Origin of the sequence: Bradyrhizobium sp. cf659 (genome assembly GCF_900113725.1) — a bacterium.
In the GTDB taxonomy this organism is placed as follows: domain Bacteria; phylum Pseudomonadota; class Alphaproteobacteria; order Rhizobiales; family Xanthobacteraceae; genus Bradyrhizobium.
Genome location: NZ_FOQJ01000008.1, coordinates 280,213 through 305,387, shown reverse-complemented (window position 1 = coordinate 305,387; position 25,175 = coordinate 280,213). Strand labels below are relative to the sequence as shown.

Annotated in this window: 28 protein-coding genes; 15 read left to right on the top strand and 13 right to left on the bottom strand. The window is 57.1% G+C overall.

The window, feature by feature from the left end:
• The first annotated feature begins 58 nt into the window (after positions 1 to 58).
• The 5 genes from BM118_RS28860 to BM118_RS28840 all read left to right on the top strand — a co-directional run bounded on the left by BM118_RS28860 (position 59) and on the right by BM118_RS28840 (position 3,778).
• A complete protein-coding gene (locus BM118_RS28860) occupies positions 59 to 979 on the top strand; it encodes a LysR family transcriptional regulator (RefSeq protein WP_092189669.1) in 921 nt (306 codons plus the stop codon).
• Between the two features lie 349 nt (positions 980 to 1,328).
• Positions 1,329 to 1,754, top strand: coding sequence for a hypothetical protein (locus tag BM118_RS28855; RefSeq protein WP_143099536.1), 426 nt, complete (start codon positions 1,329 to 1,331; stop codon positions 1,752 to 1,754).
• A gap of 4 nt (positions 1,755 to 1,758) precedes the next feature.
• Positions 1,759 to 2,208, top strand: a complete 450-nt coding sequence (locus BM118_RS28850) for a hypothetical protein (protein ID WP_143099535.1) — start codon at positions 1,759 to 1,761, stop codon at positions 2,206 to 2,208.
• A complete protein-coding gene (locus BM118_RS28845; RefSeq protein WP_092189663.1) occupies positions 2,205 to 2,924 on the top strand; it encodes a hypothetical protein in 720 nt (239 codons plus the stop codon). The genes BM118_RS28850 and BM118_RS28845 overlap by 4 nt, the downstream gene beginning before the upstream one ends.
• Before the next feature lie 317 nt (positions 2,925 to 3,241).
• Positions 3,242 to 3,778 (top strand): hypothetical protein, encoded by a 537-nt coding sequence (locus BM118_RS28840; protein WP_092189661.1) that lies wholly within the window; start codon positions 3,242 to 3,244, stop codon positions 3,776 to 3,778.
• A gap of 204 nt (positions 3,779 to 3,982) precedes the next feature.
• Here BM118_RS28840 and BM118_RS40740 read toward each other — a convergent pair whose 3' ends face one another.
• The gene (locus tag BM118_RS40740) at positions 3,983 to 4,555 is read right to left on the bottom strand and encodes a hypothetical protein (protein ID WP_143099534.1); all 573 of its coding nucleotides are present in this window, start codon (positions 4,553 to 4,555) and stop codon (positions 3,983 to 3,985) included.
• Between the two features lie 172 nt (positions 4,556 to 4,727).
• Positions 4,728 to 5,699 carry a hypothetical protein gene (locus BM118_RS28830; RefSeq protein ID WP_092189657.1) on the bottom strand — a complete coding sequence of 324 codons (972 nt, stop codon included), beginning with the start codon at positions 5,697 to 5,699 and terminating at the stop codon, positions 4,728 to 4,730.
• 136 nt (positions 5,700 to 5,835) lie between these two features.
• On the opposite strand from BM118_RS28830, the gene BM118_RS28825 reads away from it, so the two are divergent.
• The 5 genes from BM118_RS28825 to BM118_RS28810 all read left to right on the top strand — a co-directional run bounded on the left by BM118_RS28825 (position 5,836) and on the right by BM118_RS28810 (position 8,398).
• Complete coding sequence (locus BM118_RS28825) at positions 5,836 to 6,114, top strand: hypothetical protein (protein ID WP_092189655.1); 279 nt, start codon at positions 5,836 to 5,838, stop codon at positions 6,112 to 6,114.
• Between the two features lie 212 nt (positions 6,115 to 6,326).
• Complete coding sequence (locus BM118_RS28820) at positions 6,327 to 6,752, top strand: hypothetical protein (protein WP_092189653.1); 426 nt, start codon at positions 6,327 to 6,329, stop codon at positions 6,750 to 6,752.
• A complete protein-coding gene (locus BM118_RS41785) occupies positions 6,752 to 7,078 on the top strand; it encodes a hypothetical protein (RefSeq protein ID WP_177234780.1) in 327 nt (108 codons plus the stop codon). Before BM118_RS28820 ends, BM118_RS41785 begins: the two co-directional genes overlap by 1 nt.
• Before the next feature lie 467 nt (positions 7,079 to 7,545).
• A complete protein-coding gene (locus BM118_RS41780) occupies positions 7,546 to 7,704 on the top strand; it encodes a hypothetical protein (protein WP_177234779.1) in 159 nt (52 codons plus the stop codon).
• Positions 7,664 to 8,398, top strand: coding sequence for a reverse transcriptase domain-containing protein (locus BM118_RS28810; RefSeq protein ID WP_092189651.1), 735 nt, complete (start codon positions 7,664 to 7,666; stop codon positions 8,396 to 8,398). The genes BM118_RS41780 and BM118_RS28810 overlap by 41 nt, the downstream gene beginning before the upstream one ends.
• 5 nt (positions 8,399 to 8,403) lie before the next feature.
• Here BM118_RS28810 and BM118_RS28805 read toward each other — a convergent pair whose 3' ends face one another.
• A complete protein-coding gene (locus BM118_RS28805) occupies positions 8,404 to 9,165 on the bottom strand; it encodes an abortive infection family protein (protein WP_092189649.1) in 762 nt (253 codons plus the stop codon).
• Between the two features lie 296 nt (positions 9,166 to 9,461).
• On the opposite strand from BM118_RS28805, the gene BM118_RS28800 reads away from it, so the two are divergent.
• Positions 9,462 to 10,211: a hypothetical protein gene (locus BM118_RS28800; protein WP_092189647.1), complete on the top strand. Its 750-nt coding sequence runs from the start codon at positions 9,462 to 9,464 to the stop codon at positions 10,209 to 10,211.
• 773 nt (positions 10,212 to 10,984) lie between these two features.
• Here the strand turns inward: BM118_RS28800 and BM118_RS28795 are convergent.
• The gene (locus tag BM118_RS28795) at positions 10,985 to 11,971 is read right to left on the bottom strand and encodes a hypothetical protein (protein WP_092189645.1); all 987 of its coding nucleotides are present in this window, start codon (positions 11,969 to 11,971) and stop codon (positions 10,985 to 10,987) included.
• A gap of 166 nt (positions 11,972 to 12,137) precedes the next feature.
• On the opposite strand from BM118_RS28795, the gene BM118_RS28790 reads away from it, so the two are divergent.
• Positions 12,138 to 12,752 (top strand): hypothetical protein, encoded by a 615-nt coding sequence (locus tag BM118_RS28790; RefSeq protein ID WP_092189643.1) that lies wholly within the window; start codon positions 12,138 to 12,140, stop codon positions 12,750 to 12,752.
• A 14-nt stretch (positions 12,753 to 12,766) separates the two neighbouring features.
• Here BM118_RS28790 and BM118_RS28785 read toward each other — a convergent pair whose 3' ends face one another.
• Positions 12,767 to 13,228, bottom strand: a complete 462-nt coding sequence (locus BM118_RS28785; protein WP_092189641.1) for a hypothetical protein — start codon at positions 13,226 to 13,228, stop codon at positions 12,767 to 12,769.
• Positions 13,228 to 13,959 (bottom strand): hypothetical protein, encoded by a 732-nt coding sequence (locus BM118_RS28780; protein ID WP_092189639.1) that lies wholly within the window; start codon positions 13,957 to 13,959, stop codon positions 13,228 to 13,230. The genes BM118_RS28785 and BM118_RS28780 overlap by 1 nt, the downstream gene beginning before the upstream one ends.
• A 548-nt stretch (positions 13,960 to 14,507) precedes the next feature.
• Here BM118_RS28780 and BM118_RS28775 point away from each other — a divergent pair.
• Positions 14,508 to 15,182 (top strand): recombinase family protein, encoded by a 675-nt coding sequence (locus BM118_RS28775; RefSeq protein ID WP_092189637.1) that lies wholly within the window; start codon positions 14,508 to 14,510, stop codon positions 15,180 to 15,182.
• On the opposite strand, the gene BM118_RS28770 is transcribed toward BM118_RS28775, so the two are convergent.
• On the bottom strand, positions 15,109 to 16,035 hold the full coding sequence (locus BM118_RS28770; protein ID WP_244550267.1) for an HNH endonuclease: 927 nt from the start codon (positions 16,033 to 16,035) through the stop codon (positions 15,109 to 15,111). The two genes, BM118_RS28775 and BM118_RS28770, sit on opposite strands and share 74 nt — an antisense overlap.
• Before the next feature lie 118 nt (positions 16,036 to 16,153).
• Here BM118_RS28770 and BM118_RS28765 point away from each other — a divergent pair, with 118 nt between their 5' ends.
• Positions 16,154 to 16,732, top strand: coding sequence for a hypothetical protein (locus BM118_RS28765; RefSeq protein WP_092189633.1), 579 nt, complete (start codon positions 16,154 to 16,156; stop codon positions 16,730 to 16,732).
• Positions 16,733 to 16,812: 80 nt separating this feature from the next.
• Here the strand turns inward: BM118_RS28765 and BM118_RS41775 are convergent, their stop codons facing one another.
• Positions 16,813 to 16,953: a hypothetical protein gene (locus tag BM118_RS41775; protein WP_177234777.1), complete on the bottom strand. Its 141-nt coding sequence runs from the start codon at positions 16,951 to 16,953 to the stop codon at positions 16,813 to 16,815.
• 425 nt (positions 16,954 to 17,378) lie between these two features.
• On the opposite strand from BM118_RS41775, the gene BM118_RS40735 reads away from it, so the two are divergent.
• Entirely contained in the window at positions 17,379 to 17,834 is a 456-nt protein-coding gene (locus BM118_RS40735; protein ID WP_143099533.1) for a hypothetical protein, read from the top strand.
• A gap of 167 nt (positions 17,835 to 18,001) precedes the next feature.
• Here the strand turns inward: BM118_RS40735 and BM118_RS28750 are convergent, their stop codons facing one another.
• From BM118_RS28750 to BM118_RS41770, 5 genes are all read right to left on the bottom strand, one after another.
• A complete protein-coding gene (locus BM118_RS28750) occupies positions 18,002 to 19,600 on the bottom strand; it encodes a DNA polymerase (protein ID WP_092189629.1) in 1,599 nt (532 codons plus the stop codon).
• Positions 19,593 to 21,266 carry an RNA-directed DNA polymerase gene (locus tag BM118_RS28745; RefSeq protein ID WP_092189627.1) on the bottom strand — a complete coding sequence of 558 codons (1,674 nt, stop codon included), beginning with the start codon at positions 21,264 to 21,266 and terminating at the stop codon, positions 19,593 to 19,595. The genes BM118_RS28750 and BM118_RS28745 overlap by 8 nt, the downstream gene beginning before the upstream one ends.
• A 204-nt stretch (positions 21,267 to 21,470) precedes the next feature.
• Entirely contained in the window at positions 21,471 to 21,914 is a 444-nt protein-coding gene (locus tag BM118_RS40730; RefSeq protein ID WP_244550265.1) for an SNF2-related protein, read from the bottom strand.
• A 111-nt stretch (positions 21,915 to 22,025) separates the two neighbouring features.
• The gene (gene mobF, locus BM118_RS28735; protein ID WP_177234776.1) at positions 22,026 to 24,869 is read right to left on the bottom strand and encodes a MobF family relaxase; all 2,844 of its coding nucleotides are present in this window, start codon (positions 24,867 to 24,869) and stop codon (positions 22,026 to 22,028) included.
• Positions 24,866 to 25,159: a hypothetical protein gene (locus tag BM118_RS41770; protein WP_177234775.1), complete on the bottom strand. Its 294-nt coding sequence runs from the start codon at positions 25,157 to 25,159 to the stop codon at positions 24,866 to 24,868. Before BM118_RS41770 ends, mobF begins: the two co-directional genes overlap by 4 nt.
• Positions 25,160 to 25,175 lie beyond the last annotated feature (16 nt).

Below are 25,175 nucleotides of genomic sequence, written 5' to 3'. Positions count from 1 at the left end.
TTGCAGGCTCGCTTATGAGATAAGCCAGAAAGAACTCATCAATTCATGAGTATTGCCTATGAATGTCACCTTGCGCCAATTGCGAGCCTTCACCGGCGTCTATCGCACCCGCAGCATCACGCGGGCCGCGCGCGAGCTCGGGATCACGCAGTCGGCGGCGAGCCTGTTGATCCAGCAGCTCGAATCCCAGCTCGGCGTCAAACTGTTCGATCGCTCCACGCGTTCGGTGCAGCCGACCTTGGCCGCCAATGAGGCTTTCCTCACCGCCGAACGGATGCTCGGCGATGCGCTGGGCCTGTCACGGCGCATGCGCGACCTCGCGCAAGCGCGCGCCGGTCGCGTCGCGTTTCTCGCCTCGGCCGGTGCCGCCTCGGCGCTGCTGCCTCTGGTGCTCGCAAAATTCCGCGCGGCCCATCCCGACATCGAGATCGACATGCGGGATGTTGCCGCCGACGATCTCGTTCCGCGCCTGGTCGCAACCGACGCGGAGTTCGCGATCGGCAGCGTGGAGGGTGAATTCGCGGACATGACGATCGAGACGCTGACCCGCGGGCGACTGAGCGCGATCGGCCGGCGCACGGCCGACTTCGCCGCGCGGCGCGCGCTGACGTGGGACGAGCTGGCGCAATTCCCGACGATCGCGATGCGGCGCGAGACGCGGATCCGCATGCAGATCAATCAGGCGCTGGGCGCACAAGGCAAGCACCTCGCCCCGACCTATGAGGTGACGCTGATCAACACCGCGCTTGCCATGACCGCGCAGGGTCTCGGCCTCGCCATCCTCCCCGCAACGATGCTGCCTGCCGATCAGTTTCCGACACTCATCGCAAGGCCACTGATACGTCCGGCCATCACGCGACCGGTATCGCTGCTGCAGCGCCAGGGACGGACATTGTCGCCGGCGGCGCAGGCGTTCGTGGCGATGGCGCGGACGGTGCTGGCGGGGCAATCCGCGCGGGCGGCGACGACATCAGGCTGATTTTGCGGGGCTTTCTCGAAGCCGTTTTATTATGGCGGATTATTATGGCGGAGAGGGAGGGACTCTCCGCCACTTTCCAGAAGCGCCTCAAAACACTTGCAAAACCGTGGTTCGGCTAAGTTGCGATACCTAAGACACTACTGGCGCCGATACTTTTGCGTCAAGGGCCGCTGAGCATCTCGCGCGGCGTGTGGATAGCTACCGGCTAGTGCCAGCACAGCAAAATTTACCGACAAAAACGCGAATACCCGCTTCGCCACTTGTGAGGCTCGAAGCTCTCACCGCGGCAGTAACTGATCTTGCGCCCCTGTCGTTTTGATCCATGTTTGGATCAACCGAAGGAGCCAACATGCCGATCAACAATACTCGTGACCGTATCGCCCGCGACTGCGTTAGCGCTTGCCTGCAGTTGTTCATGCGTCGCGATCAACATCCATTGCCGGAAATCGACGGCACCACGTTCAAAGCAGTCGAGCTCCGTTCGATGCTTCGTGGCTTCTCCACGAGCGAGAGCATGGCCAGTGCCGTGCGCGCGATCGATAGCTTCCCCTATACGATTCGGATCCACCAGATCCTGAATTCGGCGCGCACCGATTTGCACCTGACCGGTGTTGATCATCAAATCCGCCGCCTGTTGGATGATGATCAGGCCGGGTTCGAGGAGGCGCTGGAGCAGCAGTGGAACGATGTGCGAGCGGCATGCATCGCCCTCCTGCGCGAGGCCAAGTACCCGTTCGAACCGGTCACCGATGTGCCTCCGCCGCGCGACATCTAGAATCATGAAAGTCAACGCAAGACAGCTGATGGCGGACGCGAGCGGCCTATTGGAGATCCGAAAGGTTCGCGACCTTCGCCGGCGCACGGGAGCGACCGAGATCATCACGGCCGCTCTCTCAACGATCGAGCATCTGCGCGCCGAAAACGTTCCTTGGGAAGTGATTGCCGCCGCATTGGCCAAGCAAGGTGCGGTTCAGTGCGCTGACCGCAAGCCGCTCACAGGACGACGGCTCTGTGCCCTCCTATCAGCGATCCGGAAGCGCGAGGCGCGTCGTGCGCGCAAACGACGCGTGGGAGCTGACTTGGTCCCGAAGCGCGATGGCCAAGTGACGACGATCGCACCTGAGCTTGCAACAAAGTCCCGCCAGCCCGCCACGACCTTCTCGGAAAGTGCGTTTCGCGCAGAAGCTTACGCCAACCTTCAACCCCTTTTGAAAGGACAGACCAGATGACCAAGGTGTTGGCTGTGGCGCAGGAAAAGGGTGGCGCCGGGAAAAGCACGATTGTGCGCGCTGGCGGAGAAGCAGTCCCGGACGCACCGGTGTTTGAGCTGGATGCGGATTGCCGCCTGGTCGAACTGGGGTCTCGCGTCAGGCACTTTCCTGTGCGCGCCACGCGCGAGGAGATCGAACGCACCGGCGGTCTCGCCGCTCGCGCGGAATTCGATGAATTCGTCGACGCGATTGCATCCGCGACGCTGCCGGTCCTTGTGGACGTCGGGGCGAATACCTCAGCGGTGCTGCTGAAGACGCTCGCCGAGGTGGCGGACGAGTTGCGCGAGGTCGGCGTCGAATTCGGTCTTACGATCGTCACCACGGCCGAACCCGGCGCCCTCGCCTCGGTCCCGATCCTCAACGAGATCGCTGCGCCGTGGGCGTCGGCGCGATTTCTCATCGAGAACCAGCTTCACGGTCCGGTTGCTCCGCAGCAGCTTGAACGTATCGCGGACGGAGCCACCGTAACCCGATTAGCACATCATCACATGGATCCCGAAGCTGAGGCCATCCTGCATGCGGGCGGGTTGGCTTCAGTGCCAGCGCTCGACACCAAGCGACTGGGCGAGAAATATGGGCTCATGCGGGGCCTGCGCATCCAGCGCGATTTGACGGGCTTTCGCCTTGCGGCGATGCGCGCGATCGAGCCGGCCGCTCGCTGGCTGGTATCGTGATGGCGCACAGGCTTGCAGCTATCTTCTCTGTCTGCCTGCGCTGGCTGCAGGCGGTCTGGAGCATGATCCTGCGCCTCCTGTGCGGTAGAGCCTCGAATCCGGGCGCGAGTTCTCGCTCCGGTTCGCGCGCGCGGCGCCCGAATTCCAATGGCGCTCCGCCTGCGCCCAAGCGCAACTCTGGCGCGCCGAGACCGGGTCGTGGCACAAATGCCTCATCTAGCGGCGCGGCTCAGAGACCGGCGGCGCAAAGTACCAAGGCAGCTCATTCAAAGAGTCCTTCAATCAGCGCGCCGGCGGCTCTGGGTAGCCCCCAAACGGTGATTGAAGAGGCGACGGCAGCCGCGGCGACGGCGCAAGCCGCGGTCGAGCGCGCCAGTGGACAGCGCCTCGCGACTCTGTTGGAACGACCGGCGCGGGAGCGGCTGGAGCATCTGCGTGATCCGGCATTGACGGCGGCCGACCGACGGCGGCTGCGTGATTCGATCGGCTCCGCCCTGCCGCGTCGCACCGCGGCGAAGGGTCGCCGGACCAGCGTGGCCGGGCTTCCCGCCCTCCGCCGCCGATGGAGTACCGCCGCTGCAATCATCGTTCTCGTGGCATTAGTAGGGCTCGCGTTCACCGCGTGGCGCAACACTGCCTTGCGGATTGTCGTCTCGCCCCAGACCCGGATCGTGAAATGGACGCTACCCGACGGCCGGGAGTTTGTGGGCGCCTGGCGCGCCGGCTACCCGGCCGTGGTCACGCGGCAGCAAGAGGGTGAGATCACCCTGCGCTATTGGCTCACCGGGACTGGCTATGCGCAGACCACGGTGCCAGCGGGGTGGCTGGGCTCGCACATTCGCGCCGGCCCGTAGCTAGCCGCTTCCCAACGCGGTTCAGCCACGGGCGAGCGTGGATGTGCGGCTTAACGGCGTGGACCAGTTCATCGATGAGCTGTTCTGCGGCTATCATTCGCCCGGCTCTGTTCTGTATTTCGCGTGTGCGACGAGTTACGACGTCGGAATATTCGTTGGCTACTTTCAGTGGACTTGAAAGGCTGCCATATTGCCGAGCGCCTCTTAGCGCTGATCCTTGGCGATGTCGCTCGTCAGTTGTCCCACTTCGACCCAAAGCCGGTCGAACTCGCGGGTAAAGTAGCCGATCTCGGCAGAAGTGTAGGCATACGCGCTTGGCCCTTTGAGCGGGTGCTTCTTGGTCGCGTAGAAGCTTGGAACGAGCCAATAGCCCAATTTCAGCTTGGGTGGATCGCTGAAGCGCATGTCCACAATGCCGTGCGCGATGTTGTTTCGCTTGCCGGCAAAATGCTTACATTCGGTGCCGATAAGATAATGAAGCCGCTTTTCCAAGGGTGCGTTCGGATACCATTGAAAATGAGCCCTGGCAGCTTCGTCGATCATCGTGAGCCTTGCTGAGCTGCCCAAAACGGACCCGTAGGCTCTATCGGCAGGGTGATAGACCTTGTCGTCACCGCTCGGCCATTCCCCGCCGACCAACTGCGAAAACAATTCGGCAAGCCTCGTTTCCAGATACTCCCACTGTGTGAGGGCGCGCCCGACCGCCGCATACGTAGCATCCGCCTTTTTGTCCCCCCTCTTAGGGTGCGGGCGGTCATCCCAAGGTTTGAGCGCCATCAATCCGGCTCCGATCGGGTTGTCTTTCGTACATCATACAAATTGTGCTCTGGTTTGGCGGCGCTTCCTCCGCGACGCGAAGTGGCCATTATGCTTCGCGAGAAACGCGCACCGATACGGTGCAGATGAGGGTGAGCGCACGATGTGCTACGGGACCGCCAACCAGAGACTTTTATTGCACAGCGCCGTCGTTATCGGCAGCGAAAGTTCGCTTGCCGAGTCGTTTGATTGCCGTGCCGATCTGCTTGACCCTTTGGACTGCCCCACCATTGACGACGGTGGCCACGGCAGTAATGGCCGCGACGCTATCCGCCTTCATAAGCGCTAAAAGACCAATCGAAGAAACTAGCACGGCCCCTTTTGCGGTCGATGTCATGATCTCTTCACTCTTATTGGTCCACCACTCCTCGACCCCTTGCCTGAACGTTTTGGTCGCCCGCACGACCTCTTGCTCCGGCGCCTTGCCTTTTTTGAACGCTGCGACCATCTCACGGATGCATTCAAGCGCGGCTCTCATGCGCCTGAAGTCAGAAGTCTCCCGGGCGATCCGCGCACGCCCATCGTCGGAATTGGGACGCTCTCCGTTCAGCGCTTCGAGCTTAGCATCTATCTGCAGAATGAGGCCGTTGATCGCGAGATTGATTTCCTTCTCGTTCGCCCGGACGGCTTTGCCGATCCGAGTAGTCGCCGCACCCCGCTTGGGCTTCGGCGTAGCCAACAAGGCTTCCAAGTGTTTCAGGTCGAACACACGGAAGCGCCGGTCATTGTTCGGCCGCTTCCGCATCGGCTCGCCGATAATGTACGGACCAACAAGCCAATACTCGTCGAAGTCCGGCGTTCGCTTAGAAGTCTCCAAAGAATATCGAAAATCCTCATAGGCTCGCTTGACAGAGCCGGGGTTGACCTCCCGCGTGCAGTCGATGACGTATCGGCGCTCTTGGCCCAGGTCGCTGCGGATAGCAAGCAAGTCGCCGGGGCGTGTACGGCCGCCATCAGGCAAGCGGATTGCCTTCCATTTCGCTGCGTCAAATGCAGCAACAACCCGCCGCTCGAACTCCGCCTCCTCAACCTTATCTTTTGCACCGATCTGACGGAGAGCTGATGAAAACTCCCGGTCCGATGGTTTTTTGGTCCGTTTGGCCATTTCTCTCCCCTGTCACCCAAATACGCACGCAGAGCCAGTAACTTGCGATCCTAATGTGCAATCCCCGCAATTCACAGACGGTGACCGCTGCGAATCGGGTTATTCTCCTGCGTCCTGATCACTGACGGGATTCAGCATGGCTCTCGTGGTCCAGCAGATCATCCAATTCTTGAGTTCGATCGGGTTTGCGGCGTACGGGCTCGGATATCTGATCGATGCCTTCTCTAACGTCCCGTGGGGAGCTATAGTTGATTGGTTTCACACCGCGCCGACAATCCAAATGGCCCCGCAGCTCAGCCTCGGGAATGAGCAGATGTATGCGCAATTCCAGCAGCTCATGGACACACAGTTTCAGGTCGGCGAACTCAAGCGCATCATCCTGACCATGCCAGCGCAACCGGACGAAGGATATTAGCGGCTCACGTGACACCGGCGGCATATCAAGCTGCGACGCCTTCCCAGAACCCGAATAAGCCGAGACTATCGTGTGGGCCACCCTGAAGCGTGTTCTCGCGGAAGTCGCTCACATACAACCTGGACGCGAAGCTGATCGAGGTCATTCGGAGAGCTTATGGACGCGAGGCGGGGAAATGGTACAACTTACCGGACGAAGGTGGGGAGAGGTAAGTGGGCTGGTTCGCCATCGTTGGCGCAGTCGTCGGCACGATTGGAGGCGTGATCGGTGCGATAGGCGGAAACCGGAAGCTGCTCGCGATTCGTATAACGAACACGACCCAATACGATGTGATCGTGACAGGCGCGAAAGAGGAGCGCAGCGTCTATTTCCTCTCTGAGGACTTCGTGACCGGAAACCTTATCCGCGGCCAAGTCGAGGAAGGCATGTTTCCGCCCTTTATGCTGAAGCCCACGGAAAGCAAAGAGTTGATCCTGCTGCCCAAATTCCAGGGCGGCGTCTCCATTGAAGCGCTTGGCCAGCAATCTATTAAGGTTGCGATCAATTGGCGGCGCGGGAATGCCACATCAAGGCGGCAATGGCCGATAACGGTAAGCGCAGATACGCAAATGCTCCGCCGCATAGCTGGGGTCGAGTGATGCTGCGGCTGAAGCTGATAGCTGCGATGGGCGCAGCCTTTGCCCTTGCGGGATGCTTCGATTCTGAACCCAAGCTCTCCCAGGATGAGGAGAAGCTGCTTGAGGCAGTGACCTACCTTTTCACCGGTCTGGAAGCTAACCTCGACGACACGGACGGCAAGGGCATGCCGTGGCAACGTGCGGTCAGAGGACGCAAGCTCGAATATTGGCGCATCAGCAAGAACAGCATCTACTCCTCCGACGAGGCGGAGAACAAAAAGATGCGCAAGAGCACTTACGTTCGATACATCTCCCTGCTTTTGCTACCGCAATTCTCTCGTGCATGAAAATCAATGCGACGCGCCGCGAGTCGCATCGCGGGCATTTGTCTAGCCGCGAGGTCTGAGAGGGGGAAGGCAGCGCCACGGGTCCAAACGAGGGTCCTGAGGTCCAGGTCGTAGCTGTACGAGCACGCCTGATTGCTTTTCATGCCGTCCCGATTGCTCCAGGCGGACCGAGCGGTGATGCGCCAGTCGAGCTGCCACCCCTCGCGGAATTTCTCCAACACAATAGAGAACAAAGGTGAAACACAAGAATTTAAGTCAATAGCCTTGAAAGATGGAACTTGCATCTCCACGTTGAGCACCTCCGCTGGCGATGACCTGGCGATCCCGGATGATCTGTACGTAATGGTATGGAACGTTCGGTTCGGACAACTGGTACGTGGTGTTACGCTATGGACCAGGTGCTTCTCGGTTGACGACTCCAAGTTATTGGGTCGCGGGTAGCTGGCGGTGAACGATGGAGATGCCGCATGCGCAAGTTTTTAGCACGTGTGGCGACCCTTACCCGCAAGATCGCGGAATGGTTGGTGCCGGTGCTTTCGGCCATCAAACTTCTGATCGAAATTGTGGGTAAGGTCGCCAACTGCCATGATCGTCAACTACGATTACAAGTATCGGTCGCGCGGTAAGTGGTTTTTCGTACCGAATGAAAAGTGCGAGCGCCGGGGCCGGCGCATGCTGGCGTTTTTCAAAAAGCGGGTCATCTTTCCCGACTACATGTATCACTTCAAAAAGGGCGGCCACGTAGCGGCCCTGCACGCGCACCTCAACAACAAGCTTTTCTTCAAAATTGATATTCAGAATTTCTATTATTCGATAGCGCGCATGCGGGTCACCCGCGCTCTGCGTCACTGGGCCTATCCCGGTGCCAACGCCTTTTCTATGTGGTCCTGCGTCAAGAACCCGACGCCCGGTCCGCCGCACGCCCTGCCAATCGGCTTCGTCCAGTCACCGCTGCTCGCAAGCCTCGTTCTGATGAAGTCCGAAGTCGCCGACGCCATCGACCGGGCCATCGCCAAGGGTGTGTGCATTTCGGTGTACCTGGACGACTTCATCGGATCCCACGACGACCTCGCCGTGCTGACGGAAGCCTATGAGGACATCCGCAAGACCTGCGTCACCGCCGGTCTGATGCCGAACCCGACCAAGCTGGTGGCTCCGGCGGCGGCCATCACCGCCTTCAACTGCGACCTGAAACAAGGCTCTGCGCTAGTCACGCCTGCGCGGATCGCGAAGTATTGGGCCGCAACGGATCGGACGCCTCAATCGGATGCGGGGTTCATCTATTACGAGGGCAGCGTGTCGTCTCAGAACACGCCCTGAGTCTTTTAAGGCGTTCGTTCGCGCCACGTCTCTACGATAAATGTAGCCATGGCGCCTGCGAGGTTGACCGCTAGCTGAGCGTGGCGCGCTGCCGGTTTCACGGCCGCCTTTCCCTTCCCGTGGGCGTCACCAATCTTATTCCGCAACGAACCCAAGCCCTCCACCACGCTCGTCGCTCCACCAAGTATCCGCTTGAAAGCATCTTCAGTGTGCTGGCTGGGAGCGATGTTGAGCGTCGTGGCCACGGCTCGGTAGAGCGACGGCAAGTCATCCGTGTCTGTGTAAGTACCGCCGGTCTCGTCAAGAACGTGTTTGCAGACGGTTTCCAGTAGAGTGCGGGCGCTGGTGATCGCACCCTCGGGGTCCGTGTGACGACGCTCAAGGGCTCTATTCCAAACGACATGCACGCCGTCAGCGTCAAAGGATTTCAATACATCGGATGCGACGTTGTCCACCGGAGCGGTGTTCCTCTGTTCGAAATGGTCAAACAGGGGGGTCAAACCGTCACGAACATGCCGACGACGCTTCTCCCAATGTTGGCTCGTGCCGGTTGGTAGTTCCTTCGCATAGGACCAAAAATGGTTGAGATCGCGGCAGGTCCGCACGAACTCCGGCAACAGCGCTTTGAGCACGTTATCGTTCATCAACATTCCGCGTAGCTGCGAGTACATACCTGACGCGGCTCGATTGCCCTCACAGGCGGCGAGCAGGATATTTTCCATCATCCTGGCCTGCTCTAGAGGGCTATCAGGAATGTCCTCGAACATTCGTCCCGACTACCACAACACTGCCGATAGCGCTACTTGCCACCTCCTCGGGTTGGAAATGTCGCAAAAGGCAGGATGTCAGTCGTCCTGCTCAAACACCGCCAGATGCCGCTCACAAAACGGCACCGGCACCGTGCTCCACGCCTGTTCGTCAGTGCGCGAATCGTCTCGCTCATGCCCTTCTTGCCGAGCTGCTTCTTGCGCTTTGCCGCTGAATGATTTCCCGAGCTGGAATGCTGCATTATTCATCCCGCAAGTGTAGCATGCGGCGAATGCTCGCAAAGCGGGGATAGGGCATGGCGGCTAAAGACGGGGGCGAGGATAAGTCAGATGCGCTGGGAGCTGCGGTAAACGCAGTCACGGGTGTACCAATTCCCCTTAAAAGGACCGGTGCGGCCATCGACCGGCTGATCTCGGTCCCGTTCAATGTGTGGGCGGACCAACTTGACGCGAAGATGCGCGGCAACACAGAGAACCACGTCCAGGCGGTCCAAAAGAAGCGCACAAAGAAGGGAAAGAAGACATCTGCCGAAGACGTGTCCGTAAAGGCAGCAAAGTCCATCGTTGAGTGGACCGAAGCGTCCGCCGAAGTCGACGAGAAGGACGAGCAACTATCAGCTGTGTGGCGCGGGCTACTCGACGCAATTCTCGACGACCGCGACGATCCGGAAGAATTACTGCGAATCGTTCGTCGAACGGCGCCGTCGGATTTGCGGCTGTTCCTTACTCGCGGCCGTTCCCCGGTCGGCCTGCTCCTTTCCAATAACGCCGCGGTGGACCGGCTCAAAGCAAATGGCCTGGTCGAGTCGTTCATGCCGAAGACGATATTTTTCCTTTTGCTGGTCTTCTCTGGTACGGCCGTGCTGTATGCGACGCTCATTCAATCGAAGTCGCTGGACCGTATGGACCAGTTCCCCGTTTATTCTGTTGCCCTGAGCATGAGCGCTCTATTGCCGCTGGCTTTCTTTTGGGTCTCATCGCGACCGTCGAAGCAGGGTAAAAAGCTTATCTTGCTTTACAGGGAATACTTGTCGATCAAGGATTAAGCATCACCTGGTCGATGAACCGGTTATATGGATTGTCCTGGCGCGTCGCGTCGGGACGCAGTTTTCGGTACTTCGCTAATTCATCCGCGTCTTCAAAAGTGCATCCCTTCCTCACCTTCGGCATAAGGATGGACGCACGGCTGCGCAGCTTTTCGGGCAAGAGCGTGCAGACGCCAGCCGTATGAGAGCGGCGTGGTGGTCCTGCGCGTAGCAGCCGACGTCGTAGATGACGACCGGTCCCCTGTGCTGAGAAATGAGGATATTCGCTACGAGCTTTGCGTCGTCGTCCCCGATCTCTTTGCGATTGGGCCGCACTCCCATCGTGGCACCCGAATAGAACCAGCGCGGTATTGGCTTCTGCAAAAGCCTGAAGCAACGGCGAGAGCAGAAGATCCTCAACCACCCTTTTTGCTTCCTGGTCGTCGTCGTCCCGCGTGTAAGCAAGCTGGTCCAGGCGGTCAGCTCCCATAACAAGGCGGGTTAGCGCGCGCCGGCCGTTCCGGTAGGTCCTCAAGTCCTTACCGGGAAAGAGGGCCGCCGCAAATTCGCGAGCCTCCCGGTCCGGTATTGCATCGGGAGTGGATTGAGGCTGTCCTGGGCGGGAGCTTCTCGCCCCGCTTCAAAACTGAAATAACGAGTTGGATAGACCAAATGTTTGGCCGTCAGCCCGATCTGTAGGTGGTTAATGGTCTGCCAGTCACGGCAGGCAAGTCACCGTGCCGTGACAGGACTGAGCCCACGGGACCGCCGACTGGAAACAAGAGCTACCGAGCCTATTGTACCGCGCCGTCATCCCCGGAAACAAAGGTCCGCTTGGCGATGCGTTTGACGGCTTTCCCGATCTGCTTGGCCTTCTGCGTGATTGCTCCACCGTTTACGACAGCGGCAACAGCGGTGATGGCCGCAACGCTATCGGCCTTCATCATAGCGAGTAGACCGATTGACGAAACCAGGACCGCGCTCTTCGCAGTGGAATTAAGGATGTCGTCGCTCTTATTGGTCCACCATTGCTCAACACCCTGCCGAAATGTCTTAGTCGCCTTCACAATCTCTTGCTCAGGCGCCTTGCCCTTTTTGAACGACGCGACCAATTCACGGATGCGTTCGACCTCGGCTTTCATGCGCTCGAAGACGGAAATCTCCGCAGCGACTCGGGCGCGCGCGTCGGCAGAATTAGGGCGCTCGGCGTTCAACACTTCAAGTCTAGCGTCGATCTGGAGAACAAGCGCGTCGATCGCGAGATTGATCTCCTTCTCGTTTGCGAGAACAGCTTTTCCGACCCTTGTATTGGCCTTGTTCTTTTTCGGCTTCGGGACAGCTAGGAGAGCTTCGAGCTCTTTCAAGTCCAGCGCACGGAAGCGCCGGTCATTTTCCGGCCGCTTCCGCATCGGATTGCCGACGCTACGTGCACCGACCAGCCAGTATTCATCGAAGTCCTGGCGCTTATACATATCCAGCGAATAGCGGAAGTCCTCGTAAGCCCGCTTTACCGTTGCAGGATTAATCTCTTGCACACAGTCGATGATGTAGCGCCGCTCTTGCCCGAAGTCGGTCCGCTTGAATAAGAGATCGCCTGGACGGGCTCGGCCACCATCGGGCAATGTAGTCAGATCTAATTTCGCTGCTTGAAAAAGTTCGCCGATTTTGTGCGCTATTTCCGTTTCCAGCTTACGGTCATGATCGCGGAGCCGATTCAGAGTTGACGAATCCGGGAATAAATCCCCGCTTTGCTTCCCGGTCTTCTTCAATTTCTTCGGCATTTTGTCTCCCCGCACCGGGACAACAATACACACGCAACACGCACGAATTGCAATCGGCTCACGTGACGCCGCGCGGAAGGCTCCACTCTGCGCGTTATCCTTAACTTAGACCATAGACTCACTGTAATATGCCACCTACGGGCGAATCGGGTTGGGGGGTGTGGATATGCCGGAATGGTGGACGCTGTACGTCGGGCCGATTGCCCCTATTATTGGGGCGACGGTAGGCGCACTGATCGGCGCGGCTGTGACCTATACGCTGGTGCAGAAGCGCAAGCGGGTAATCCTCTTTGCGGGGAAGTCGGAGAGCCTGACCGATTCACTGAAGGCGCGGAGCGGAGAGATCGCGAAAGTCACGATCAATAAGCAGGAATTGGACTCACTTAACCGAGCGGAGGTGCATGCCTATAACAACGGTAATACCTCCATTGCCAATTTTTCGTTTGAGATATTGCTGCCCGGGCCGCATAAATTCGTTCAACCGAGTCTGAATGCATCGAGCCTGCTGTTGCAGACAGACGTGCTAATGAAGGTAGCGTCGGTAGAGCAATATTCCAGCGTGAGGTTGACCGCCGCCTTTCTCAATCCGAAAGAGCGGCTGGAGGTCGCTGTTTTTTTCGACGGGAAACTCGTAGAGCCAGAGGTCATGTGTAGGATCGAGGACGTGCAATGCAAGGTCCGGCGGGGCTTGAGTATTGATTCTTACCTCGAAGATTTTGGTCCCAATACTCTCTTGGGGGCCATCGGGCGTGGCGTGATGAAGGGACTGATCTCCCGCTAACCAAAAGCGGGCCGCTATGAGTACCCGAGATAAGGGACGGTCAAGCCGGGCGTGCGCAGCGCCATTTCAGTGACGTGCCAGAGGACGTAAAAGACCGCTCCGAGAATAAGAAAGCGAAACTGCCACACGCCCCACCTGCCGGTCTTGTCGGCGAGTTTACGCACAGCTTCCTCGATAATTTCGAGGACTTGTGGGTGATTGGGATACTGGGGGTGGATCCCTTCCTGGACCCGCAGCATGTCGTAATTCGCGCTCATGACGTTGGCCACGTCGCGAAGCTGCCGACACCCGGCATAGAAGCTGAAAGCCCACGATAGGACGGCAAGGGCAAGCGGCAGCTTTGACCAGGACAGCGTCGCCGTCTGCGACTGCGTCACGGCAAAGGCGATGGCTGCGCCGGCGGCGGCGAGCAGGAAGTACGTGTACTTATCCTGCCCCTCGCGGGAGGCTTTGTAGATGTCCTGCCGGGGGTTCATCAGAAGGGGATATCGTCGTCCATATCAGCCCGCCTGGTGCCGTTACGTGCAGACGGCGGCGGTATCTGCTGCTTGGGCCTCTCGATCCGCTTCGGCGGCGGCGGCAGCTTGGCGTTCTCCGTGTCCTGGCGGACACCGAAGATGGCGGCGATGAGCCGTGCCCATTTCCACGTCGGCTCTAGCTCTTCGGTTGCGTCGGCCGTGGTCTTGGCAAGCGACATGATGAAGTCCTGGAAGCGCTGCATCGAGGTGCGGTCTTTATCGACCTCAGCAAGGAAGGCGTTGAGGCGGTTCATCAGCGCCTCTTTTTTCGCGGCCTCCAGGGCTGAGGCGTCGACGATTTCCTTAATCTTCGTGACGTAGGCCCGGATGTGCTTCTTTTCGTGCTCGTCGAAGGGCAGCGACGTTGCCGGCCCAACCCGGATATTCCTGATGTGGACCCCGACGGTGTAGCCGTCGACCACTTGGCGGAAGTGGTTGTAGGTCTGGGTCAGGTTCGAGGTGTTGTTGGGGTCGGGGACCGAGAAGAACTCCAGAATATCCAGACCAAGGGCGTTGGCGGCTGCCAACGTGTGGTTCATGTACTCAATGACGAAATGCTCGTACATGTTGCCGTTTTGAGAGCTCTCCAGGTTGCTCTCCAGCATTTCCCGGAATTTGCGCTCCAGGCGCACAAACGCCAGATCGGGCGGACAATCAGCAGCAGCTAAAAAGTCGTCCTCGGTGATCATTTCCCGGCCCTCCTCGGCGGTTGGCGGGAATCTGGGCAGGACAAGTTCCGGTTACAAGGTCACGTGGCTGTGATTCAAGGGTGTATCCCGCACAAAAAGGGCTTTACGAGCTGCGAATCGGGCTATTTGCCGGTCAACTGCGGAAATGATGTAGAGCCAGCGCGAGCCGCAGGCGCTTACAGCGTTCTGAAAGGCGATTTTACCGAGCGATGTGACGCGGTCGGCGTTGATCGGCTCGCCTGTGATGATGCTGGTGCATCCACGGCGTAAATGCTTTCCCGTAGGCCATGAGATCAAACGAGTGGTCGGCATCGTTCTTGTCAATGAATGCACCTCTCGTGTCGATCCTGCGGCCCATGACGTGCGTGTGCGGGCCAGTAGAGAAGGCGGTGTCGCCCCTCTGCACTCTCTGAGCGCGTCGAGTTCAAGAAATACTATTCAGAACGGAAGGATGGCGGCTGATCAACGGGCTCTAGATGCTTAAAACGATCCGTTGTCTGAGTTCTTCGTTTGGATGATCACGCCCCTCGCTTACCTATGAGGGGCACTTGTCAAAATTCATCGCATATTTCCGTGTGTCCACCGAACGCCAGGGCAAGTCTGGTCTCGGCTTAGCCGCTCAGCGTCGCAAGATCGCTGATTTCGTTGCAGGCGCCGGCACGCTGATCGCTGAATTCTGCGATATCCAATCCGGGAAGGACGATTCCCGCACAGAATTGCAGCGAGCGATCCATCTGGCCAAGCGCGAGAGCGCCAAGATTGTAATCGCTCGCCTGGACCGTTTCTCTCGTCGGGTCAGCTTCATCGCCAACATCCTTAAGCAAGGAATTGGCTTGGTATGTGCTGAAATGCCCAACGCCACCGATTTCCAGCTGCACAACTTTGCTGCCCTTGCACAAGAGGAGCGCCGGCTGATCTCCGAACGGACAAAGGCAGCGTTGGCCGAAGCAAAACGCCGGGGCAAAGTTCTCGGGTCAAACGGAAGGAATTTGGCCGCGAAGAATCGCAAGGCCGCTGACGACTTTGCATCCGAACTCAGAGAAGAACTGGACGCGGATCTATTGCGGCGTTCTTACAGCGAAATTGCACGGCACTTGAACGATGCGGGACTCGCGACGACAACCGGGCGGAAGTTCTACGCGCAGACGGTCAAGAACTATCTTTTGCGATCTGCTCGACCTCAAACTTCGATCGAGCCTGCCACCGATCCCAACGCCAGGTGAGAGCCTTGATGTGCGGCTTTCTCGGGAGATGGGCCAGCGAATCGGAACTTATGCCCAGGTCTTCGAGGGTTAGATCATCAGTAGCGGCCAAGATCTCATGAGTGTCGGGGCGAATTGCAATCAGATGGGCATCATAAGCCCGGTGGTGACTAGCACAAAGGATCAGGCCGTTTCTCTTGTGATCGCTGCCGCCAGCACTAACATCCACGATATGTGCTGCATCCAATAGTTGGCTGGCTCGGATACCGCACATACAGCAGCGCGACTGGCCATAATACTCGAGTACATCGTACTTGAATCGAGCCGCGCGCTTGGGTCGATTGACACGCCTCTCCTCGGAGGAGCGATGGATGGTTAGCTCGAAATCGTCCTCATCCGTTCGACCATCTGTTTGAGGCTGCTCCGGCTGATCGCCGAAGCTCACAAAAAAGAGCCGTAGATTATCGTCCCACTTTTCTACCCAGGCCAGCTTAACAACGCGGCTTTGTCCTCGTTGTGGAACGATCGTGAAGAACAAAGGCAAGCGAAGGCGCCCAGCAGCCTTTGTTGCTTCTATTTCTGCACGATCACGGCCCGCTGTTCTTGTGCTGGGATAATGGTAGATCGCGCCATCATCAAACAAGTCATCAGCATACGCTGCTCCGGAGTGTAGTAGACCCACTGTAACTCCATGCTCGCTGCCGCCGATCCCTTGAGTATTTGCCTTGTCGACCCAGATGCCGCGACCTCCATAGAATATCTTTAGTTCGTTCAGTACGGATGCTGGGGCCGACGAAGCCTCTGCTTTCTCCGCAAGCTCCGTCCATAGCTGATTGCGCCGATCTTTTTCCTGTCCAACAGTTAGCGGCTCCATCGACAAAGCCCCCTCCAATGTCTTGTTAGTTCGCATACTCGTGGAGAACTCGCATTTGACGAGTAATGGCTATCTTTAGTGCTAAGGTCATTCTAGTATTTCGCAAGGGTTGAACAAAATGTCTGAGACGGAGCAAGCTCGGGAGAGAGCTCGGCGCACAGCCCTTGTAAAGGAGGCGGGAGGTATTCTGCCTATCTACAGCGTGTTTTACGAGCGCTCGGTTTTGTATTCGGCTTCAAGAGCTCACGACGCATTCATGCGGTATGAGCATGGTCTCGACTCAGGGGCGACCGCGGATGAAATCGTATCCTCGGTTCACGAAGCATTGTCGCATGCGGCCTCGCTATCTCGGTTTTTCTGGCCCGCTCGGTTACAGGGCGTCGCCTCAGCTCGCGGAGAACGGTTGCGGCGGCACTTTGGGATCGATGAATCCTCACCGTTATACGGACGCGAATTGAGGAACGCCCTTGAGCATTTTGATGAGCGTTTAGATGAGTATTTGTTGTGGAATGATGCTGGCTACTTCTTTCCAGACGCCGCCGTGGATAGCCATGAGTTGGCCGATGAGGCCATTGGTCACATTTTCAAGTTAGTTGACCCGTGTCGCCAAATCTTCGTTGTGCTAGGGCAGAAGTTTTACTTCGACCCTATCCGAAGAGAAGTGGATCGAATCCTGGAATTCGCGAGAAACAGGTAAGCGATCAGGGCTACGTGATCCGATCCCGCTATTTTCCCGACGGGTAATTTGAGTTCTCTGAGTGACATGTTTGGGATTCTTTATTTCCCGTCGAGCGTGGGCTCGTCAGCTCGCAGCTGGACAACAATGCCGTCAGCGGAAAGGACGTCGAAATCCGGCGCCTTACCACTCACCTTCTGGATGAACTTGGCCGGTTCTTCAGGATCGACGAACAGCGTCATGCCCTGACCGTCTCGGAAAATCACTTCAAAGCGCTGAGTATCAGGGTCCACAGTCAGGCGCGTCTCAGCCCTCAGCCCGTTTTGCTTGAGCGATGAGCTTCGTGGTTCGCTAGGCGAACAGGTAAAGCAAAAACGCCGAGGCAAAATCCTCGGATCAAACGGAAGGAATTTGGCCGCGAAGAATCGCAACGCCGCTGACAAATTTGCATCTCAGCTCAAGCGAAAACTGGATGCGGATCTATTGCGGCGTTCTTACAGCGAAATTTCACGGCACTTGAACGATGCGGGACTCACGACGACAACCGGGCGGAAATTCTATCCGCAGACTTTCAAGAATTACATGGCACGCTTGCGCGTTAGCCTAATCGTGCCCGGCATGGCCCAGAGTACCATCGTGGGCGACCAATAGTCGAACGGAGAAGCACATGGCTGCCGCGAGGAAGCGCAATGCAAACGTCGATCCAGAATACCGCCTGATCGGCAGAATTCATTCGACATCGTTCAGCTACTTTATTGCGGGTCATCATACGGAGGGACATCAATTCTTGGACGACGAGGCGATCATTAATCTGAGCACGACCGTCGTCAAAATGCAGCCTCCAAATGCAGATCATCTCGGCGCAGAGCTGGAGTGCTCTTTGGTCTGTGCGCGACGCTTTGATGAGAGCTCTCCGAAGAGCGGTGCAGGTGGTACCTTCTTTTTGCCTGTAACGCTCAAGCGCAATCAGCGATCCGTGTTGGCGTACCTGCCTTCAGATGCTTTTTGGGCTCTGCAGTCACGGCTCGAAGCGGGAAGCGTTACTCATGTCGAGCTCAGTTACGTAAAGCCGATTAGGGGCGCTGGTGAACTCACAAGTATCCATCTACGATCCGGAGAATAGCCAAGCAACACGTCGAAGCACAGTTCCCGGCTCAAATGGAAGAATTGGCCGCTGAGAATCGCGGGGCTACTGACGAATTTGTATCCTACTCAGGGAAGACCGGATGCCGATGTATTGCGGCGATCTTACGGTGAGACCATCATCACCGATGCCTTAGCAGCTTGATCTTAAGAAAACGGCCCGTGCGTGATTCTGGCGTTAACGGCAGGACACCACTTCGCAAAGGCAGCCGCCATAATCTCTTTGACCTGACCCACATTCGAGTTTGTATCTTCATCGGTCTTGAACTGCATCAGTACTGCGTCATGCATGGGTAGGAGAATGGCGTCAGGACCGAAGGTTGATGCCAAATTGATGAGAGCCGTTTTGAATATCAAAGATGCGGTCCCCTGTACCCGTTGGCTAGTGGCCCAACGGCGCTCGCGGGAGGTCAATTCCGAGCCCGAACTGCTCCGTTTGCGTCGATTTCCCATTGGAGTCGAAATACGGCCATCCTTCAACAAGAGTAGTTCGAGCGCAGACTTGAAATCGTTCAAGCGCTTAAATCGACTGAAGAATGTGGTCACCTTGATCTCTATCGCTGATCTATCCGCAGCGCTTGAGTCGTCACCTGCCAACAACTTGGCAATGCCGTGCTCATTCATGCCGTAGCTGAAAGCGAGAAAAATCTTCTTGCATTGATCCCTATGATCCGCATTGCCATACAATGCCGTGCTGAACGCGGCATAGATATCGCCGTCGTTGTACATTTGGATAAGCTCATCATCGTTGGCCAATGATGCCATTATTCCAGGCTCAAACTGTGAATAATCGAAGTACACTAGATGGCGTCCCTGATCGGCGGAGAAAACCTTCCGATGTCGTCTTCGCAATTCCTGCAAGTAGGGATCAGACACCAAAATTCGGGAGCTTATAGTCCCAAACGAATGAAAAGTAGGAAACGTCCGGCCATGCGCATTCGTCAATCGGGTGAGAATGTCTACATCCCGAGATGCATCCATGAGATTTGTAAAAGCCTTCGCAAATTTGGAAACATCTGCCGAAATTCTTAGCTGGTCTCGAAGTGCGTATCCTTTGACGACTTCTTGAAGCACGCTCGATTCTGCCAGTGGCAAATGGCGTGAAACATTCCAATAATTTAGCCCTGTCGGGCTAATCCCCAGTTGGTCCGCAACATCTCGATAAGCCTCATACTTTTCGTTTGACGCACTCTTGAGGCTTGCATCCACTGCGCTCGCATCAATGCTCACTCCCTTAAACTGACGTGCATGGAAAATCCTGGCGACGGGAATCTCTACCTGAAAAAATCTGTCTGATTCATTCGCTTCCTCAAGTTCAGTCTTCAGCAGAGACCATAGGCTCGCTGTTGCACTAGCGAATGCAGAAAAGAGCTCAAATTCGTTTGGCGATTCTGGGATCTCACGCGACTCGTGCATCGCACGTATAGCTAGCCAGTCGCTTTCGTTATCAAAAGCGGTTCTGATGCGCCGCCAGAAATTCCATTTCGGCTCTCCGCCATCCGCACGAGACAATCCGGTAAGAAGCCGGATCGCCTCGCTCATGTCGATCATCTTGGACGGAAGCTGAGCGCCATTCCGTCGCAGGTCGTCAATTAACGTTGCCGCTTCATAGGTTATGATTTCGTCCTGAATGTCGCCTACCTGCTCCGCCTGAATATAGTCTGCATCTTCCGCGCTGGCCCGGAAATAGCGCGAGCCCCCGACACCAAACGGATCAGGCTTGTACAAAAGAAAGACATCACCCATCGTAGTCACGCTCCAAATCAACAAATCGAGCTATGGAAAGCGGCTCCAATTGCGATACGTAAAGCCCGGCTCGATTGAGTGCGCGATACGCTCCCTTCAAATCCGTGCGGAGATGGGGTCTCACATGAGTGTCGATGCTGGGACCACCAGCTGCGGTCGGACGAAAGTGAAGCTCTTGCACTGCGATTACAGCACTTCGTTGACCTAGGAACGTATTCAAATTCTTAAAGTGCTCCGCTATACGTGCTCTGTCGGAAGTGTCTCCTAGCGCGCCTAGGTAAATTGTTGCGCCGGCCCGCGTCGGATCATCTTCTCGTTCTGAGACTAGCAGCCGAGCATAATCAAGCGCGGCGACTGTTTTAAAACCCTTCTGCGTCAGAAGAATCCACAGCAGGTAATTCTTCCAATTATAAAACGACCGAGAGCTGTCCGTTAAATGGTTGAAGAGTGTCTGAAGGTCAGCTTGGCTCAAGTCTACAGCGCGCAAATATTTGCAGATTTGGTCCGTTGCAACCGGCGCATCATCTAGGCCCGCTAGCACGAGCGGAGTGAGGTCCTCGAAATACTTTGCGGGAACATGAAATTCGCTGCAACGAGCCAATGTTTCAAGCCGATTGATGCAAAAGCGAAATTCTCTACTGTCATAGCCACCTGATTTCAGAACGCTGAGAGCTAACTCCTTCAAGGGCACGAACGAGCGTGAAATTTCCTTAAGCGATTTAGATTGCCACGCCGCATTTATCCTTTTCATTTCCACATTTCCCGACGCCAGACATTTTTGAAGTCCCTCTTCGTCGGTTGAATGGACAAAATGCGTTTTCCCGGAATTCACTACCTGACCAATCGGTCGCAGCGCTAGAGTAAGGTCTTTCAAAGCCCGCCGAGCTGATGGAATATCGCCACAGATGATCTTGATATCGTCCATGTATCGGAAATAGTCATACCCCTTCTCAATCATAATGCGATCAACGCTACACATGTAGACGTTCGCCAAGAACGATGAAGCATCTCGGTTTTGGGGTAAGCCCTTATCTTTGGAGAAAGTCCACGCAGACAGATAATTGAATAGATGACCGACATGCGCTCGGACTTTGGCCTTCTCGTCTCCCGAAATCTTCAGTTCAGGAATCAGATTGAGCATCACCTCTTTTAGCTTCGGAACATTGATGTTCTCGAAGTAATTCGCAAGGTCCGTCGATAGTAGAACAGTTTGCGGCTTCAATGCGGATTTCACGCAGCCCAAAAAGTCATTCCAGGCAGAAATGCCGTTGCGAAACGTATATCTCTTGGAGTCTCGAGCGTCGTCGTCATTCGCGGCGCTTGTGCTGGTACGATGACTGAAAACTCGCCAAGACAGAATGTCATCATAGACCGGGAGAAGGTACGACGCGAGCGCGTGATACACGGTTCGGTCCGACATACTCGTCTCTAATGCGTACCGCAGCGTAAAATTGGCCTTGGGTATGTTTAGCAACAACGCCTGCGACGGAACGTAGGCGCCGTGATTTCTATCAAAGTTCTCGGTGATAATCTGGGATAGTAGTCCCTCTTCAATGAAATCGGCAAAGCCAATCGGATCGGGAAACCAATCATCGCGAAAGTCGTTTTTCAGCTTCCGAAGGACGATCTCCTCATCAAATGAAATTTCTCCCAGAGAAATGACCATGTAAGCCTGAGGTGAATTTGCTGAGTTGCGGTCAATCTATCCTGCTACCCGACTGAGTTGGAGGTCAAGCCCCTACAAATGAGCCGTCGGACTAAGATCGTATCGGACGAGGCGCCCACGAATCTGCTGACGTTGCTGCGGTGCATGTCGATTTGAATGGACCATCTCCGTGCCGAGCGCGATTGTCTCAGCAGATTCAGAAACTCAAGGACATTGTCGGCCAGAAGAACCTCGTTGAAGCTCCGGGCTTCCATGATGACCGAAAGGCAAATGGAACTTATCGGCAAGCTCCTGGCTCCATTGCTTGCGCAAATTGGCCGGCATGATGATAAGCAGCTTGCGCTTGCGTTCGGCCCATCGTTGGGAGAGAAGCAGACCGGCTTCGATGGTCTTTCCTAGCCCAACTTCGTCTGCCAGGATCGCGCCACGCGAAAACGGATTACGAAAAGCGAACAGCGCTGCTTCGATCTGGTGAGGATTAAGGTCAACCTGTGCGTCCGCCAAAACGCCGGCGAGCATTTCGATGCTGTCGGATGGGCTCCGTTTCGTCAGCTCATGCGCAAAATATTTCGCATGATAGTCCGTCGAACCTGGACGCCGCCCTGCCCCAGGGGTGGCAGAGACTTCCGATCTGAAGCTTTCGTCCATCTGCCCCCCGTTCCACTTACGAAGCTCGCAAGTCCTCGCCCGCCTAAGTAGCAAATATCAGTTCTTTTTGTAATTTCAAAGCGTTATGGCGAAGACGACTTTCCAAATCAACTAGCGAGTTTGCTCCCAGTCGGGCTCCCTCCGCTCCCGTAGTCGAGCCGCAACGCGCGAGCGCAATCCCGTGATCAACTGTCGCAGCATCCTGTCGACGCGCTCGAACGAGCGCATTGCCACTTCCGCAGTCGTCGTCTTCATCAAGGTCCACACGCTGCCGCCAAGCTCCCGACCGACGGCCTTCCGCAGCGACGCGGCTTCGATCGCTCGTGCAATATTCAGCCGCGGGTCGCGCTCGGCGAGCCTGATCTCTCCACTCGCAACAAAGCGCCTGCGATCATCGACGTGGTCAACGACATTGGCCTTTTCGTGATATCTTCGTGCCTCGGCAAAGAGCCGCTCGATTAGCGCGTGGCGGCTGGGCGCTATCCGAGGATCAGCCTGCCGCGCGCGGCAGGCTGCCTCCAATCTGCTAGACTCAATCACGACATAGGCGTCGCCGCGATGCCTTGTCAGACCGACGTAAACCTCTCGCGCATCGGTCGCACTCTGGACATGCAGCACCGCCGCAGACACTGTTTTACCCTGAGCGGCATACACGGTTCCTGCGATGGCGTGCGTGACACGCGGCGCAGCAATTGGTTTCTGCCGATTCTTATTCGTGAGTTCCGACCACGCCGCTTCAATAGTGTTTCCACTATCCAGAGTAAGGGTGAGACGTGGCTGCCCCATGCAATCAGCACTAACGCACTCGATGCACGCGCGCGTACCGTTGCGGACCCCGAACTGAGGTAAGTTTTCGCCAAACCGGATTCGGTCTCCGACTGAGATCGGGATGGTGATGAGCTTGCCGCTATGATCCGTCGCGGACACTTGGTGTTCGACTGTCGAAATCCGCCCCTCTTCCCGGAGAACCTGGCGGGCCTGCTGATTGATTGAGGCGGCGTCACGGTTACGTCGCGTGATAACGATTGCATCATCGCCGTATGTTTCCCGTAACTCACGCCAAAGAGCCACAGTCCGGCGTTGCGCGAGTTCGGATCCGGCGACCAGCTCGATCCGGCCCTGCGCGGCATAGGTTCTCAGCCCCGCCTCCACGTCACCGCGCGCCATGATGGTTGATGCCGCTCGTTGCCAGTCGATCTGTTGTCGGCGAACCTGAGATAGAGAGGCTTGGCGTTCGAGGACATCGGCTATGGCACGCAACGGCGTCGCTCCAGGTACGGGAGCAAGTTGACGCATGTCAGATATAACCACAACCTTGCTGTTGACGTCTTTCGCCACCTGCATGATGTACGAAAAATCAGAAGTTCCGACCATCCCGCCTTCATCAATCAAAATCAAGCTCTTCTCGTCGGGTGATCGGCAGTAACCTGTTGTCACGCTGTGTCGCCACTTGGCAACCGCGACCGCTTCTATTCCCGTCGACTTGGTCAATTCATCGGCAGCAATCCAACTTGGAGAAAGACCAACAGTCCGCAGGCCCGACCGCGCCGCTGAGTTGACGATCGCCTTCGCCAAGGTAGTCTTGCCGGTCCCAGCGCCAGCCTCAACGATACTGATCGGCGCAGCCGAAGTCGCATGCAGAACAGCGCTCTTTTGCTCCTCGCTCAAGTGTGGCGCGGATGCAAGGACTGCCATGACAGCTGCCGCATCGAACCAGCTTCCATTCTCTCGCACAAGCGCACGCAACATTGCTGCCTCGGCCGCAGCGATCGTCGGCGTGGTCCAGCATTGAGCTGGCGCTTGTGTGAGGCCGCAAAGCTTGCGCGCGCTCTCTAGCGCCGCGACTTCCGCGTAGACTGATTCGATGTTGCCTCCGTGCAAGCTTGCTTCAGCCAGTGAATGTTGCAGCAACACGCGGCGGCTCAGGATCGCTTCATGCCGAAAATGCGCTGACGCGGCGCGCGCAACCGGCGTATTCCCGGCGATTTCAGGCGCCTCAAACTCATGATCGGGATTCAATTCATCGCCGGCTGTCACCGAGATGGTTGGACTGGTAACCGCGGTCCACGGATCGACGTCAAGTGCATCAAACTCCCGCCTCCAACGAGCCTCGAGCGCCAGACCGGTCGGCACGTCAGCCTTGCTTCTGCGGCTGGCGAGCGCAGCAAGTTCCTTTTGTGCAGCTGATGAGTCGCTGCGACCTGTGACCGCCTCGATTTGAAGAGACCGTTTAGAAAATGCGTCAATGAGCGATTGCGGGATGCCCGCTATCTCAAACTGATCTCGACCTGCGCGGCGGAACGTGACGCCGAGCGACCGCAGCCCCGCACTGAGCGCCGACCTGAACGCGCTGCCTACTGCGAGCTGCCATTCGTAATGGTCGGTATCACAGCTGCGGTATTTTCTGTCCGCAGAGCGGGCCAAGTTTAAGAGGACCGCGTGCACATGGCAGGCAGGGTCGCCTTCCCGCGAAGTGAAATGCTCAAAGAGGCCGACGATGATGTCTGTCGGTTGTTCTCGCCGGCACCCACCGGCTCCGAGACGTACATAAACGAGACGTTCTCGCACGAGAAATTGCAGGGCCTGGTGCACTGCCTCGCGTTGAATTTGCTCAAGCCTCTCGCGCTGCTCCGGGGTACCGGCCGCCCACAAAAGACTAAAGCTCTTCGGTGCCGAAAACGTCAGATCCCAGCCGGCGCGGTGTCGAGCGCCAGCGCCACGCACTAGGGCAGCGCCGTTACGGGGATCAATACCGCTGCAGAGATCGCGGAAAGTGCTTCGCTCGATCGGAGCGCCGTTGCGGACGAGGCTCTCCCCGGTCGACCACCAATGCCCTTTGCCTTCGCTCGCGTAGTACTCGTCGCGCGCTCGGGGCTTCGCCTCGCGGTTCGGATCATCCGTGTAATAGCTGCCCGCACTCGGCCCGCAACCGAGCACGTGCAGAGAAACCGTCACCTCTTGTCCCTGACAGGAAAATGCTCTGCCGGAGGAGCCACGGAAGCTGACGCAAGAGCTCCAACAAACTCGGCAATGGTGAGTAGCGCTTGATCGATTTCTTCCTGGCGCTCGATGAGCACGCGGTGACGCAGGGCAGTTTCGAAAGATTGCGACACGCAGTCCGCCGCAAGCTGCTCGGCAGAAGTTCTGCTTTGCATCGCAGCCTGCCTCAGCGCCTGAAAGACACCGGACGGCAATTCGATCTTGAGCTGAACTGTCACTGCTGTCTTCAAAAAAGCCCCCATCATGTGATGCTCGGTACGT

Coding starts and splice junctions, on each gene's coding strand:
- BM118_RS40735 (WP_143099533.1), top strand. CDS start 17,379: ATGGCTGCCGCGAGGAAGCGCAATGCAAACGTCGATCCAGAATACCGC.
- BM118_RS28795 (WP_092189645.1), bottom strand. CDS start 11,971: ATGCCGAAGAAATTGAAGAAGACCGGGAAGCAAAGCGGGGATTTATTC.
- BM118_RS41780 (WP_177234779.1), top strand. CDS start 7,546: ATGCGCAAGTTTTTAGCACGTGTGGCGACCCTTACCCGCAAGATCGCG.
- BM118_RS40740 (WP_143099534.1), bottom strand. CDS start 4,555: ATGGCGCTCAAACCTTGGGATGACCGCCCGCACCCTAAGAGGGGGGAC.
- BM118_RS40730 (WP_244550265.1), bottom strand. CDS start 21,914: ATGGACGAAAGCTTCAGATCGGAAGTCTCTGCCACCCCTGGGGCAGGG.
- BM118_RS28785 (WP_092189641.1), bottom strand. CDS start 13,228: ATGAACCCCCGGCAGGACATCTACAAAGCCTCCCGCGAGGGGCAGGAT.
- BM118_RS28845 (WP_092189663.1), top strand. CDS start 2,205: ATGACCAAGGTGTTGGCTGTGGCGCAGGAAAAGGGTGGCGCCGGGAAA.
- BM118_RS28825 (WP_092189655.1), top strand. CDS start 5,836: ATGGCTCTCGTGGTCCAGCAGATCATCCAATTCTTGAGTTCGATCGGG.
- BM118_RS28810 (WP_092189651.1), top strand. CDS start 7,664: ATGATCGTCAACTACGATTACAAGTATCGGTCGCGCGGTAAGTGGTTT.
- BM118_RS28830 (WP_092189657.1), bottom strand. CDS start 5,699: ATGGCCAAACGGACCAAAAAACCATCGGACCGGGAGTTTTCATCAGCT.
- BM118_RS28805 (WP_092189649.1), bottom strand. CDS start 9,165: ATGTTCGAGGACATTCCTGATAGCCCTCTAGAGCAGGCCAGGATGATG.
- BM118_RS28850 (WP_143099535.1), top strand. CDS start 1,759: ATGAAAGTCAACGCAAGACAGCTGATGGCGGACGCGAGCGGCCTATTG.
- BM118_RS41770 (WP_177234775.1), bottom strand. CDS start 25,159: ATGATGGGGGCTTTTTTGAAGACAGCAGTGACAGTTCAGCTCAAGATC.
- BM118_RS28745 (WP_092189627.1), bottom strand. CDS start 21,266: ATGGTCATTTCTCTGGGAGAAATTTCATTTGATGAGGAGATCGTCCTT.
- BM118_RS41775 (WP_177234777.1), bottom strand. CDS start 16,953: ATGACGCTGTTCGTCGATCCTGAAGAACCGGCCAAGTTCATCCAGAAG.
- BM118_RS41785 (WP_177234780.1), top strand. CDS start 6,752: ATGCTGCGGCTGAAGCTGATAGCTGCGATGGGCGCAGCCTTTGCCCTT.
- BM118_RS28800 (WP_092189647.1), top strand. CDS start 9,462: ATGGCGGCTAAAGACGGGGGCGAGGATAAGTCAGATGCGCTGGGAGCT.
- BM118_RS28750 (WP_092189629.1), bottom strand. CDS start 19,600: ATGGGTGATGTCTTTCTTTTGTACAAGCCTGATCCGTTTGGTGTCGGG.
- BM118_RS28855 (WP_143099536.1), top strand. CDS start 1,329: ATGCCGATCAACAATACTCGTGACCGTATCGCCCGCGACTGCGTTAGC.
- BM118_RS28780 (WP_092189639.1), bottom strand. CDS start 13,959: ATGATCACCGAGGACGACTTTTTAGCTGCTGCTGATTGTCCGCCCGAT.
- BM118_RS28790 (WP_092189643.1), top strand. CDS start 12,138: ATGCCGGAATGGTGGACGCTGTACGTCGGGCCGATTGCCCCTATTATT.
- BM118_RS28765 (WP_092189633.1), top strand. CDS start 16,154: ATGTCTGAGACGGAGCAAGCTCGGGAGAGAGCTCGGCGCACAGCCCTT.
- BM118_RS28770 (WP_244550267.1), bottom strand. CDS start 16,035: ATGGAGCCGCTAACTGTTGGACAGGAAAAAGATCGGCGCAATCAGCTA.
- BM118_RS28860 (WP_092189669.1), top strand. CDS start 59: ATGAATGTCACCTTGCGCCAATTGCGAGCCTTCACCGGCGTCTATCGC.